Genomic DNA, 12,456 nt, shown 5'->3' with positions numbered 1-12,456 from the left:
ATAGAGACGGTGGTGTACCTGTATTACTTATGGTAGGGGAGAACGCTCGGACAATACAGTGATATGGCGCTTACGTCCCTATCTCTAACTATGGCTGAAATAGAGTTTATGAAGCTAGGACTTTTGGGGAAACGGTAGGGTTTGTTTCCAAAGCTCCCTCTCCCGTAAATAATTCTCAAGCCATTGAACGTGCTCATGACAAGCCAACCAGATCTTGCGGCGCTCAGGAGTGTGAACCTTCGGGTTATTCCAGAGAATCTGGTACTTTGCCTCGTTGTGGCAGCCTTTACGTGAACAAATATCTAAGCTAGGGGAGGAGCTCCCCGCTAAAGAACCCAGAAGATCCACTGACACCTCTCCATCTTTTACTACTATATTGCGCGTAACGGTATTTAAGCCTGTTGAAACTATATTGAAATATCTATGACATCGGTCCGATTATAAGGCGACGAAGAATCCGCATCTTGTGCGTAGCAATGAGAGTTCTCAGAGGCGTCGGACTCATTATCTGCAGTAGATGTATTAGACGCTGCTCCTGTTTCTAAAGCTCGCCGATGATGCTCAGGCAAATAGGCAGTAAATCCACTCGATTCCTGTTTTGACTCACCATTCGCAAGTACTACGGCCACCCAAGGCAACAGTACTGCACCTGCGACGCATATCCAGCGCAGGGTACCATCTGTAAATACAGCGCCTACAATACAAACTACACGAATCGCCATTTTGAGGATGTAGTCTCGAGCACGTTTATCTACACGCTCCGATAACGGAGCAGAAGCATTACTGATTTCGTATGTCACTAAAGAGTCTTCAAATCGTTCTGCGACATCAACTGTAGATAAGTAGTAACCATGGGCCGCGAGGTCTTCGGCTGTCCAGTGCTTTTCAGCAGTCATTGACACACCTCCCTCAGAATTACAGTAATGAACTCTCTATGATAGACGTTTTAGCTTCGATTCACATGGTGGTAATTACCTGTACTGATTAGTCTAAACCTTCTATTCCTTATGGTGTTAAGTGTTGCAAGAACAGATGCTCACCACATCATATAGATAACGGGCTAGAATAGGTATGACCAGTAACCCCAAATTTATAGGGAAAATAATGAGTGATAACACCCCCAAGACCGTTCTTGTTACCGGTGGTAATCGTGGTATCGGCTACAAGATCGCGCAGGAGTTTAAGGCATCAGGGCACAATGTTTGTGTGACCTACCGTAGCGGGGAAGCGCCCACAGAGTTCTTTGCTGTTAAAGCTGACGTCCGAGACGCAGACAGCATTAATGAAGCTTTTAAAACTATTGAAGCGGAATACGGTCCTGTAGAAATCCTTGTGGCGAATGCGGGTATTACTCGTGACATGCTGCTTATGCGCATGAAGGAAACGGATTTCATGGATGTTATCGATACCAACCTCACTGGTTCTTTTCGTGTAGCACAGCGTGCGATCAAAGGTATGATCAAACTCAAACGAGGTCGTATTATCCTCGTCTCCTCTGTTGTAGGGCTATATGGTTCTCCAGGACAGGTTAACTACTCATCGTCTAAAGCTGCTCTTGTTGGTATGGCTCGTTCTATCACCCGTGAGCTCGGAGGTCGAAATATTACGGCAAATGTTGTAGCACCTGGATTTATTAACACCGATATGACCGATAGTTTGCCTGAGGAAACTAAAGAGAGTTACCTGAAAACTATCCCGGCAGGACGTTTTGCCGACCCTGCTGAGGTAGCACGGGTTATTCGCTGGTTAGCTTCGTCAGAGGCAGATTACATCTCAGGCGCCGTTATCCCTGTAGACGGCGGTCTAGGTATGGGACACTAGGTTTTTCCTATCACATGCTATAAACGTCTTACTTTCAGAAAGCACAGAACCAACAAAGGAAAATGTATGTCACAGCTCGCCGGTAAAACCGTTATTATCACAGGGTCTTCACGAGGTGTAGGTGCAGATACTGCCCAAATCTTAGCGGCTCAAGGGGCAAACATCATAGTTAACTATCGCTCCAAAGCCCCTCGAGCCAATAAGGTCGTCAAAGCTATCGAAGAAGCTGGCGGACACGCGACCGCCGTACAAGCAGACGTAACTAAGTCTGAAGACCTCACAAACCTTGTGAATGTTGCTATCGAAACCTACGGCTCCTTGGACTATCTCATCTTGAATGCATCGGGCGGTATGGAAACTGGTATGGGTGAAGACTACGCAATGCGTCTCAACCGAGATGCACAGCTTAACCTTGCACGACTTGCAGCTGAAAAAATGCCCAACGGAGGACGCATCGTCTTCGTCACCAGTCACCAGGCACACTTTATCCGCGAAGTTGAAACCCTGGCAGAATACCAGTCGGTTGCAGAGTCCAAACGAGCAGGGGAAGATGCGCTCATCGCCGAAATACCTGCGCTCACTGAGAAAGGAATTTCACTTGTCGTCGTATCAGCTGACATGATTGAAGGGACTGTAACTGCAACTTTGCTTAACCGCCTGCATCCTGGGGCTCTCGAATATCGTCGAGAGGCAGCAGGTAGGCTCTACACTGTCAACGAGTTTGCCCACGAGGTAGCAGCCATGGTTACCGCAGATGTTCAGACTGGACACGTTGAGCTGGTCGGTGGAGCCCGCGGGTTCATCGACTAGAAGTACGTATAGAGCGAAGAAGTAGGACCCCAAAGGGTTTGCTCCTTCCCACATAGGTAGAGATCATATCGTAGAAGAGAATAACCATGAGCACTGTACTTAATCTTCAAAACGTGAGCGTCATGCGCGGCGGTCGCAATATTCTCGATAACGTTTCCTGGATTGTCAATGAAGGCGAACGTTGGGTTGTATTGGGTCCAAATGGTGCCGGAAAATCAACACTTTTATCGGTCGCAGCAGCGCGTTTGCACCCCACAGTCGGACAAGTAGAGATCTTAGACGAGACTCTTGGCTCCGTTGATGTCTTTGAGCTTCGCCCGCGCATCGGGTTGTCCTCGGGAGCAACCGCCGCCCAGATCCCTGACCGAGAGAAAGTTTCTGATGCAGTTATGACGGCAGCGTATGCCGTTTCGGGGCGTTGGAAAGAGGAGTACGATGTTCTTGACGATGACCGTGCCCAGGAACTTCTTCAAGACTGGGGCGTAGATGCTTTGGCAGAGCGTCAATTCGGTTCACTTTCCGATGGCGAGCGAAAACGTACTCTTATCGCACGCGCTCTCATGACCGACCCCGAACTCCTATTACTTGATGAACCTGGGGCCGGTATGGATATCGCTGGACGCGAAGATTTGGTAGAGAGGCTTACAACACTCGCCGTTGATCCTTACGCACCGGCTACTGTACTCATCACGCACCATCTTGAAGAAATTCCTGCAGGCTTTACACACGCTCTCATGCTCCGCGACGGTCGTGTGGTAGCATCTGGACCTATTGCTCAGACCATCACAGAAAATAATCTTGCATTAACATATGCGATGGATCTAGCTTTAACAGCCACTTCTACAGGGCGCTACAGCGCTTTTAAACGCTAAGCTTTTCTTGCTCCTACCATACATACGTACGTGGTGGGAGTAAGTTTTGACCCAGTAGTGTCTTTATGAAGAAGAAACAATTATCACCCCAAGAACTGCAAGCGCGGGCAGAACGAGTGTACGCAATATCGTCTGTGGTGCCATTAGCTCAAGCGCCTGAACAAACACTTCGTTATTATACCCACCTAACTGATGTGAGATTACGTTCTGCCCTCGAACCTGACTGGGGTATTTATATTGCGGAGTCATCAAAAGTGGTACGGCGTGCTTTACATGCAGGACACCGTCCCCTCTCATTCCTTATGAGCGAGAAATGGGCAGATGATCTTTCCGATGTACTGATGAAGTATAGTAATATTCCTGCCTTTGTAGGATCGGAAGAGGAACTTGAACGAATAACTGGCTTTCATCTACATCGCGGAGCTTTAGCGGCAATGGCGCGCCCTGTTCCTCAAACCGTAGAAGATATTATTTACGGGGCTCACCGCGTCGCAATCTTAGAAGATATTGTTGACCACACGAATGTTGGGGCTATATTTCGTTCCGCAGCGGCTCTAGGCGTAGACGCAGTGCTAGTTACTCCACGATGCGCTGACCCGCTGTATAGGCGCTCTATCCGCGTTTCTATGGGAACTGTATTTCAAGTACCTTGGGCCAGAATTACCCGCTGGCCAAAAGACCTGGAAATTCTACACGAGCACGGATTTGAAAGTGCCGCACTTGCACTAGATGAGGACTCTCTTACCTTGGGGCAACTTTCAGCACGTCAGGATAAGAAGTTAGCTTTAATCCTAGGAACAGAAGGACACGGACTCTCACCGCATACATTGGCGCAGACAAAACACACGGTTATGATTCCCATGACCCACGGCGTCGATTCTTTGAACGTGGCAGCTGCGTCAGCTGTTGCGTTTTGGGAAACGAGGCTGCGTTCGTAACAACAAGCCCTCTAAGAACCTAGCGTTACCTCTTTAAAGGTGGTATCCTTGGTGGTTGGCTGTGCATTTTAAGCCGGTCTATGGTGCGCTCTGCGTGCATCGTAAAACCTACTCCATCTATTTAGGGTTACTGGCAAAATCCAGTGACAGAAGAAGGTAATTAAGCATGAAGGCAGATATCCACCCGGAGTACCGTCCGGTACTATTCCGTGACCTTGCATCCGGTAAAGTTTTCTTGACTCGTTCCACGATGACTTCGGATAAAACCGAGAAGTGGGAAGACGGTAACGAATACCCCATCGTTGAGGTCGAGATCTCCTCTGAGTCGCATCCGTTCTACACCGGTAAGCAGCGTATCATGGACTCCGCAGGTCGCGTCGAACGCTTCAACGCACGTTTTGCAAACTTTGGTAAGAAAGCGTAAAACGTAGAATGCAATAAAGAACACACCCCGTAATATAGATTAAAAATCTGATACGGGGTGTGTTTTTATTTTCTACCGTTACAATGTGAAGGTAACTCACTTTGTAGCGGTATTCTTATGTGGGTTATGCCGTTATCACATCACTCGAAGGAAACAAACCCATGAGCGAAGCGCTCGCTGAAAAACCCCGTCGAAAGACTTTTAAACGGGTGCTAATTATTCTTGCTATCCTTATTCTTACTCTTATCATCGGAGTGGGGATTTACCTGTGGAGCATTGGGCATACCTGGGACTCCAAGACTCAAAAATTTGATTCCATTACGAATTCACAAGGAGATTTAGACTCTTTAAGAAAAAACCTGGGAGACCCGAATAATGATCCAAATATTGTGGGTCCCGATGGTAAAACGGCAGATTCTCTTGCTAATGACCTTGACAAGAATGGTAACGGAATTCTTGACTCCTTAGAGGGTGGTAAGACGCGTCAGGTCGTAAAAGGCGAAGGAACTAATATTCTTCTTCTTGGTAGCGATCAACGTTCAGGGCAAGAAGCTGCAACAGTTAGTGGGGCTCGGGCAGATACTATTATGCTGATGCACATTCCTAAAAACGGGGAAGGTGTTTATTTAGTTTCTATCATGCGTGATTCGTGGGTAAGCATCCCCGGGTATGGAAATGCGAAGGTGAATGCAGCTCTCAACTATGGAGGCATTAGCTTACAAATTGAGACCATTGAACAACTAATTGGTGTCAAGATTGACCATGTAGCAGAAATAGACTTTGATGGGTTTAAAGGACTTACTAACGCTCTAGGTGGCGTTGATGTTCAAGTTCCTTTTGCTTTCCAAACAGGCGTCTGGAACTTTACACCGGGTACCATGCATATGGATGGCAGCACTGCTTTAGCGTTTGTGCGTGAGCGGTATTCTTTTGCATCGGGTGATTATCAGCGTGTACGTAATCAACGTGCATATTTACGTGGACTCTATACGACCATCCAAAAACAGGGGTTTTTGGGTAACATCACTAATTTTAAGAATATGGTGGATGCCTTTAGCGGCTACGTCAAGGTTGATAGTGGTTTAGGTTCTGGTGAGATTCTTCGAATTGCGGCACCTGTCATTAATGGTGGCTCGGCTGCTTTACATATGACGACGCTTCCTAACGCAGGCCCTGGCTGGTCTTATGATGGTCAGTCAATCATTATTATTAATCAGCCTGCTGTTGATTCGTTAACGGAGGCTTTGAAAGCTGATCGTATGCAGGATTTTATGAATACTTATGGGTCTGACTAGGTATGTCTATATACGGGTCTATAGATCCTGCAGATAAAATTTGGGGTAGTCAGCACAGTATCTGACGTGCTGACTACCCCAAATTTTATCCGTATAACGCTATTAATGTTGCACGTGTGTTCTAGCTGGTATAGGAGTTACGGTAACAGTCTGGGATGCATGTTCTTCAGCAGCCAGTCTGAGTAACCGACGACCAAAATACAGAGCGACCGAGTAGAGAGCTCCGCCCATAATTGCTATGAGGACTCCAAGAAGAACACGCCAAATTGCAATTGCTAAGCCAACTATAAGAAGGGTTATACCTATAATTTTGACGAGGGTAAGCAGGCGCGTGTGTTCTTCAGGAAGATCATCGAAAGATACGGGTTTAGCTGCTTTCTCTGGGATAACTTCGTGTGCCGTGATCGCCTCGCTGACTCCGTTTTTTCCTGCAACAGAGGTGATAAATCCGCGAATCTTCTGAGGAAGAATATGCTTCCCTTGAGTGTTTTCCGCTTCAGCTGGGACAAAAGCATCAGGAACCTCATACTTCTTGGCCTCAGGTAGGAGTTCAGGTACATCGTTGGGTAAATCTTTGTACCACTGTTCTGGGATATTCTCTGACCGCACCGCCTGAATAGTTAATGAAAGCTCGAGCCTGTTACCGCGTATCGTGCCCCAGACATTGGTGAGTTTGTCATGTTTCGCAGCATGTTCAATGACAGGAATAAACTGTTCTGATATTTGGGAGCTTAAACGTCCTACATGGGTATCCTCATGGAAAACTTCTACCGAACTGACCATATGCCCATCTGGGTTTTTAACCTGTTGTACTTCAAGTCTTAAAATTACCCGTCCTTCACCTGTCGGCGGCAAAATACTGTGAAGATATTCAGCGTGTCCACTCTCGTCAAGCACCTTGATTGAAGGACCTTGAGGAAGAATAGCTGCTCGCGCTGAGGCATGGTTGAGAGGAAACAGCAAGGTCGGTGACGACAGAAAGAGTTTTCCTACACTTTTAATGTGCGGTCCGCTATCAGCTCGTAGAGCAATAGCATTGAGTTGCAGCTGTGCTGTAGGAGAGAAACCGGAAGCAACAACGCGGGTAATCGCGTTCCAATAGTTTGCAGAATCGTCACGACTTAAACGTCCCACTTTATGATCCCCAACGTATACAGCAATGCTGTTTGCCTCGTAGGGGTTATCAGGTTCTGGAACAAGGCGAGCCTTGCCTTGCCAGGACTGTTCACGGTTGACATGGAGCTCTTGAAAGACTTGTAGAGTCTCAGCCTCATAGTAGTTGTCGGTGACAATTGTGAGGGTTCCACGGTCGCCGAGAGCATAATCGACCAAAGCAAACTCCTTAGGTGGTGATGAATATGTTCTAATTCTCTCACGTTTTTGGGAATAACTAGTACCCTACACGTAAAGTAACTTTTGGGTGACGTTTAAGGAATTGATGAATGTGGTCAAAATCTTGCTTCACGTTAATGAAACCTATAGATAGGCTACAGCCCAGTACAGCGGCGTGAAGAAGAGATACTGTACCAGGCTGTAATGCCTAGAAAGTGCTAGTCGGATAAAGAACTATTGAATTGCTGACCGATCATATTCCGATGCGCATTATCTTGTGCCTCCAAAATGAGCCGACGTAGTGCGGAGGGGGCTGATGGATTCTTGCGTAACCAATCTTGGGCTAGAGCAACTGAAGGATTATCGCTAACCCCGGTTCCTTCAGCGGATCCGTAATTGTAGAGCGAACGAGGGTATAAACCGCGAACTATACGAGTGGCCATACCAATGGAACGGGTGTCCCACATTGATAGGAGCGAATCGAAGAAAGGCTTATAGTAAGGAGTTCGCAGCCCAACATCCCCTCGCAAGAAACCATTTGCTGTTGAGGTCAAGGCGTCGTTGGATAATGAAGAATCTTCCATGATGCGTTTATAAGCGGCTGCTTTGTGGTCGGCATCAGGAATAGCCGCTATCGCATATGCGTAGCCATTCTTTGAGATTGATGACGGGTTATACTGTGCAGCTCGGTCTAAATCAGCAACAGTAACAAGGTTACGCCCCGCCAGGGTACCCAAAGCACTCCACCCAAGATTCTGATCGTAGGGGATACCAGTCGCATCGGCAATATCTCCCACAGTATCTTCAAAAGCTCCTCGGGCGATATCGCGGCAGAGATCTTCACCTTGAGTTGAGTAGGAAGAAATAGAGATAAGCCCCCGAAGCAATATGAGCTGCGTATCGGAGCCAGGTTTGGCGGCAGCGAGCGCTTTCGAGAAAGACTCATAGAGAGCATCATACAAAGGCTGTCGAGACTTGGGGGCACCAAAATTAGTAATAGCGTTTTGGCTGTTCGACACCATACTTCCCAAAAGAGATGCACTGCTCTCACGGGATACGTTCCGTACTACCGCGTCTACGAAAGTGGCAACGGGAAGTCTGGCATCGCGCACGCTTTCCCAGAGAGACCCCCAGATAAGACCGCGAGAAAGAGATGATTCAAGAGTGGATACTCCTGCAATTGCCGCTTGAAGACCATCCTCATCGGTGAGCATGATTTTTGCGTAGGTGTGGTCTTCTGCATTGAGCATAAGTAAGTCAGCTTCACCTACAGTCTTCTTATGCTCTTGGGGCAAAGAGACACGATACTCTGCGATAGGATCGGCAGGGTATTCAAGGGAGAGAGTGCCTGTTGAGACAAGTTTTCCTTCTTGAAGGATAAAAGTTTCAAGCTTTACCACATGCGGGCGACCGATACCGGCTGGCTGAGTGTCGGGTAGCTGCTGAGTGAGGTACAAATCCTGGAGCTTACCATCTTCGCGGTAGACACGTCGAGTACCGAGGGTAGATAGACCAGAAGTCTGTAACCACGCTTGAGACCAGGTCTGCATATCGCGACCTGAAACCTCATTAAGTACATCAAGGAAGTCTTGAAGTGAGGTGTTCCCCCAAGCAAAACGTTTGAAATAGACGCGTGCCGCTTCGATAAAGGTATCAAAGCCTACATAGGAAACAAGCTGCTTCAAGGTGGAGGCACCCTTGGCGTAAGTTATGCCATCGAAATTTTGGGCTGCAGCTTCCAAATGAGGTATATCCGCGACAATGGGATGCGTCGTAGGAAGCTGATCTTGCAGATATGCCCAAGATTTACGGTGATTCGCGAATGTTACCCAAGCATCGTTAAAACCATTAGCTTCGATAGCACCTAGAGCACCCATGAAATCAGCAAATGACTCTTTAAGCCAGAGATCATCCCACCATTTCATAGTGACAAGATCTCCAAACCACATATGTGCCATCTCATGGCAGATAGTGTTTGCGCGACCTTCAAGATCATCTTCGGTAGCACCAGAGACAAAAATGAAATCCTCAGTGAATGTTACGAGACCGGGGTTCTCCATCGCGCCGATGTTATATTCGGGGACGAACGCCTGTTCGTACTTCGGGTAAGGGTAGGGATAGTCAAAGAGATCCTGGAAGAAATCTAAGCCGTTCTTAGTGACTCGGAAGATATTATCGTAGTCAAAATGGGGCTTTAGAGAATGGCGGCAGTACGCCACTAAAGGAATATCGCCGCTGTTAGTAATACTCTGGGGTTTATAGGTATCGGTGACTGTGAAGTATTCACCTGCTAACACTGCGGTAATGTAGGTAGAAATTCGCTCGGTAGGAGCAAAAACGCGCTTAACGATATTTGAGTCAGTCGGGTCGGACACCTCAGATTCTAGAACCCCGTTCGAGCTGACAACCCAGTCTCGTGGGGCTGTGATTCGGAAATTAAAAACAGCTTTCAGATCGGGTTGCTCAAAGTTGGGGAATACACGACGGCAATCGGCGGGCTCATATTGGGTGTAAAGATATACACGCCCATCCGAAGGATCAATATAGCGGTGCAGACCTTCTCCCGACCGTGAATAGTATGAACGCCCGTGAACAGTAAGTTCGTTTTCCTCGGCAAGCTCGGGCAGCATGATGCGTGAGCCATCAACAACCTTGTTGAGGTCAAGCTGCGCGCCATTAAGCCTAACAGAATCGATAGAGTGGTGAATATAATCAATGAAAGTCTGGGCACCAGGCTTATGGGATTTAAACTTAACGGTTGTAACTGTAGGGTATGTCTCGAAATTTTCATCCTTGGCATGGGTCCAATCAAGGTGAACATGATATGAGTCTACGGTAATGAGCGCTGACCGTTCTGCAGCTTCTTCGCGTGAGAGGTTCTCGTTATTCATAGTTTCTATTCTAAACTCTCACATGCAGTACTTCATGGACGTGACCCGAACACTGTACTGTATGTTACTAGAAAGGAACATGGGGAGTACTAAATGTTTAAAAGTGACGGATAACACGTTATATAGATTTGCCTGCTTGTACTTGCCAACCGTATAGTATTACTTGTTGCTTTGAGCAGGCAAAGCCCTCTCAAAGGTAACCTGCGCGGGTGGCGGAATAGGCAGACGCGCTAGCTTGAGGTGCTAGTCCTCGTATTAGAGGGTGGGGGTTCAAGTCCCCCCTCGCGCACATTATAAAGGGTCTCTGATAAACATCAGAGGCCCTTTTCTATTTCACTTTTCCGCAAATAATTGAGCGCCCTATACTCTGACAGACAGAATATAAGGCGCTCGCGACTTGCCTGTAAGGCTACAAGAAAGTTACCTAGGGCAAAAGCTGCGGATCGGTAGTGACGAGGATCTTTACGGCAGTCTCGTTGTGGTTAATCAATGTATCAAATCCCTTGTCAATGAGGTCTTCAAGAGGAATCCTGCCAGTAATGAACGGCTTGAGGTTAATCTTGCCTGACTCTACAAGCTTGATAGTTTCCGGGTGGCTGTTCACGTATGCAATGGTTCCTCGAATATCAAGCTCCTTAAGTACGACCTTCTGAACATCTAACGATGCTGGTTTACCCCAAATTGATACGATCACGGCTTTACCGGTAGGCTTGAGTGCATCCAGAATGAGGTCTAGTGCAGGCTGTACAGAGGTGCATTCAAAGGCTACGTCTACACCCTTATCATCGGTCAGCTTATGAATTTCTGCTAGGACATCAACCTCAGCAGGGGAGAAGGCATAGTCTGCAACTCCAGAATCCAATGCTTTCTGACGGCGTAGCGAGGACAGCTCAGAGATAATGACCTTCGCCCCCTTAGCTTTAAGTACGGCGGAGGTAAGCAGGCCAATGGGACCAGCACCAGTAACTAGCGCAAAGTCACCGTCTTTGATTTCTCCGGCGCGCTCAACTGCATGATAACCGACGCTCAAAGGCTCAATTAGTGCAGCTTCATCTAGCGGAAGGTCTTTAGAGATCTTGTGAACCCAACGGCGTTTTACAGATACCTTCTCTGATAGTCCGCCTCCACGACCAGCAAGACCAATAAAGTTCATGTTCTTAGAAAGATGATAGGTCTTTGAATCTGGGCCGACATCTACAGAGTCTGCAATAATGTATGGCTCAACCACAACATGATCTCCGACTTCAAGATCGGAAATGCCTTCGCCTAAAGCTTCTATGATGCCTGAGAATTCGTGACCAAGGGTTACAGGAGAATCTTCTCCTGAGATTGGATGCGGATGCCCATGTTTAGGGCAGAAAATAGGTCCATCAAGATACTCGTGCAAATCAGTGCCACAGATACCACACCATGCTACTTTGACCAACACTTCACCGGGTTGTACTTCGGGGGCGGGTATGTCCTCAATGCGAATGTCATTACGGTCGTAAAAACGAGCTGCCTTCATGGGATAGACTCCTTTACCTTTGAGGCTCTATATGATGCGCCTAGTGCTGAATGCTCTGTTGTTATCACGCAAACCGACCTGTTACAGCACTAGATTAGTTAAGCGCAGGCTCAATAGCCTACATCTATAACGCTACTCTTCCATGCCAATGTTTACTAGGAAACATAGAAAAAATACTTTATATGACATAAACGTGTAGTTTCAGCCCAAATATCGTATAAACCCACCAAAATTACCAAACTGTAGCCCACTACCAGACAATGTACGAAAACTACTCATCGCAATAGTATTCTAGCTGTGAGTTCCTCTAGATGTGTTTAGGCTTGGGAGGTTCCCTGCCCCCCCCCAGAAATAAGGGTTAAATTATGTGATATTAATCAAAAAGTCATAAAGCCCTTATATGGCTTCTTGGGAGAAAAATATGGTCTTCTAGTAAAAACTCACATAAAAAATCGTGAAAAGAGCAACTAAACCAACATAAACCCCAAAGAACAAGGCATAATAGATAATGGGAACTTCAGAAGACACTCCGTGCTTCTGCCCACATATCAGACAAATCAACAACC

The 12,456-nt window shown here is 47.1% G+C and carries 11 protein-coding genes and 1 tRNA gene; 7 read left to right on the top strand and 5 right to left on the bottom strand.

Annotated features, from left to right (window positions below; all coding sequences use genetic code 11):
- Window positions 1-114: 114 nt before the first annotated feature.
- Both HMPREF2958_RS11190 and HMPREF2958_RS09195 read right to left on the bottom strand, forming a co-directional pair.
- Complete coding sequence (locus HMPREF2958_RS11190) at window positions 115-348, bottom strand: acetone carboxylase (protein ID WP_083313736.1); 234 nt, start codon at window positions 346-348, stop codon at window positions 115-117.
- Between the two features lie 59 nt (window positions 349-407).
- On the bottom strand, window positions 408-896 hold the full coding sequence (locus HMPREF2958_RS09195; protein WP_070697784.1) for a DUF3099 domain-containing protein: 489 nt from the start codon (window positions 894-896) through the stop codon (window positions 408-410).
- A 208-nt stretch (window positions 897-1,104) separates the two neighbouring features.
- On the opposite strand from HMPREF2958_RS09195, the gene HMPREF2958_RS09190 reads away from it, so the two are divergent.
- The 6 genes from HMPREF2958_RS09190 to HMPREF2958_RS09165 all read left to right on the top strand — a co-directional run bounded on the left by HMPREF2958_RS09190 (window position 1,105) and on the right by HMPREF2958_RS09165 (window position 6,160).
- Window positions 1,105-1,821, top strand: coding sequence for a beta-ketoacyl-ACP reductase (locus HMPREF2958_RS09190; protein ID WP_070697783.1), 717 nt, complete (start codon window positions 1,105-1,107; stop codon window positions 1,819-1,821).
- Between the two features lie 66 nt (window positions 1,822-1,887).
- Entirely contained in the window at window positions 1,888-2,631 is a 744-nt protein-coding gene (locus HMPREF2958_RS09185) for an SDR family oxidoreductase (RefSeq protein WP_070697782.1), read from the top strand.
- 86 nt (window positions 2,632-2,717) lie between these two features.
- Window positions 2,718-3,503: an ABC transporter ATP-binding protein gene (locus HMPREF2958_RS09180; RefSeq protein ID WP_070697781.1), complete on the top strand. Its 786-nt coding sequence runs from the start codon at window positions 2,718-2,720 to the stop codon at window positions 3,501-3,503.
- A gap of 65 nt (window positions 3,504-3,568) precedes the next feature.
- Window positions 3,569-4,441, top strand: coding sequence for a TrmH family RNA methyltransferase (locus HMPREF2958_RS09175; protein ID WP_083313735.1), 873 nt, complete (start codon window positions 3,569-3,571; stop codon window positions 4,439-4,441).
- Between the two features lie 166 nt (window positions 4,442-4,607).
- Window positions 4,608-4,865: a type B 50S ribosomal protein L31 gene (locus tag HMPREF2958_RS09170; RefSeq protein WP_004004643.1), complete on the top strand. Its 258-nt coding sequence runs from the start codon at window positions 4,608-4,610 to the stop codon at window positions 4,863-4,865.
- Between the two features lie 161 nt (window positions 4,866-5,026).
- Window positions 5,027-6,160 carry an LCP family protein gene (locus HMPREF2958_RS09165; protein ID WP_070697780.1) on the top strand — a complete coding sequence of 378 codons (1,134 nt, stop codon included), beginning with the start codon at window positions 5,027-5,029 and terminating at the stop codon, window positions 6,158-6,160.
- 102 nt (window positions 6,161-6,262) lie between these two features.
- Here HMPREF2958_RS09165 and HMPREF2958_RS09160 read toward each other — a convergent pair whose 3' ends face one another.
- Both HMPREF2958_RS09160 and pepN read right to left on the bottom strand, forming a co-directional pair.
- Window positions 6,263-7,492, bottom strand: coding sequence for an HIRAN domain-containing protein (locus HMPREF2958_RS09160; protein ID WP_070450205.1), 1,230 nt, complete (start codon window positions 7,490-7,492; stop codon window positions 6,263-6,265).
- A 218-nt stretch (window positions 7,493-7,710) separates the two neighbouring features.
- Window positions 7,711-10,383: an aminopeptidase N gene (gene pepN / locus HMPREF2958_RS09155; protein WP_070697779.1), complete on the bottom strand. Its 2,673-nt coding sequence runs from the start codon at window positions 10,381-10,383 to the stop codon at window positions 7,711-7,713.
- Between the two features lie 203 nt (window positions 10,384-10,586).
- Here pepN and HMPREF2958_RS09150 point away from each other — a divergent pair.
- Window positions 10,587-10,672: transfer RNA gene (locus HMPREF2958_RS09150), tRNA-Leu, on the top strand.
- A gap of 135 nt (window positions 10,673-10,807) precedes the next feature.
- Here the strand turns inward: HMPREF2958_RS09150 and HMPREF2958_RS09145 are convergent.
- A complete protein-coding gene (locus HMPREF2958_RS09145; RefSeq protein WP_070697778.1) occupies window positions 10,808-11,890 on the bottom strand; it encodes a 2,3-butanediol dehydrogenase in 1,083 nt (360 codons plus the stop codon).
- Between the last annotated feature and the right edge of the window lie 566 nt (window positions 11,891-12,456).

The organism is Rothia sp. HMSC036D11 (assembly GCF_001814205.1).
In the GTDB taxonomy this organism is placed as follows: domain Bacteria; phylum Actinomycetota; class Actinomycetes; order Actinomycetales; family Micrococcaceae; genus Rothia; species Rothia dentocariosa.
Note: the sequence above shows the minus strand (reverse complement) of the source record. Positions and strands in the feature narration are given on the sequence as shown.

What these genes read in the sequence shown, in the direction of transcription:
- HMPREF2958_RS09195 (WP_070697784.1), bottom strand. Translation starts at nt 896, where the DNA reads ATGACTGCTGAAAAGCACTGGACAGCCGAAGACCTCGCGGCCCATGGT.
- HMPREF2958_RS09190 (WP_070697783.1), top strand. Translation starts at nt 1,105, where the DNA reads ATGAGTGATAACACCCCCAAGACCGTTCTTGTTACCGGTGGTAATCGT.
- HMPREF2958_RS09185 (WP_070697782.1), top strand. Translation starts at nt 1,888, where the DNA reads ATGTCACAGCTCGCCGGTAAAACCGTTATTATCACAGGGTCTTCACGA.
- HMPREF2958_RS09180 (WP_070697781.1), top strand. Translation starts at nt 2,718, where the DNA reads ATGAGCACTGTACTTAATCTTCAAAACGTGAGCGTCATGCGCGGCGGT.
- HMPREF2958_RS09175 (WP_083313735.1), top strand. Translation starts at nt 3,569, where the DNA reads ATGAAGAAGAAACAATTATCACCCCAAGAACTGCAAGCGCGGGCAGAA.
- HMPREF2958_RS09170 (WP_004004643.1), top strand. Translation starts at nt 4,608, where the DNA reads ATGAAGGCAGATATCCACCCGGAGTACCGTCCGGTACTATTCCGTGAC.
- HMPREF2958_RS09165 (WP_070697780.1), top strand. Translation starts at nt 5,027, where the DNA reads ATGAGCGAAGCGCTCGCTGAAAAACCCCGTCGAAAGACTTTTAAACGG.
- pepN (WP_070697779.1), bottom strand. Translation starts at nt 10,383, where the DNA reads ATGAATAACGAGAACCTCTCACGCGAAGAAGCTGCAGAACGGTCAGCG.
- HMPREF2958_RS09145 (WP_070697778.1), bottom strand. Translation starts at nt 11,890, where the DNA reads ATGAAGGCAGCTCGTTTTTACGACCGTAATGACATTCGCATTGAGGAC.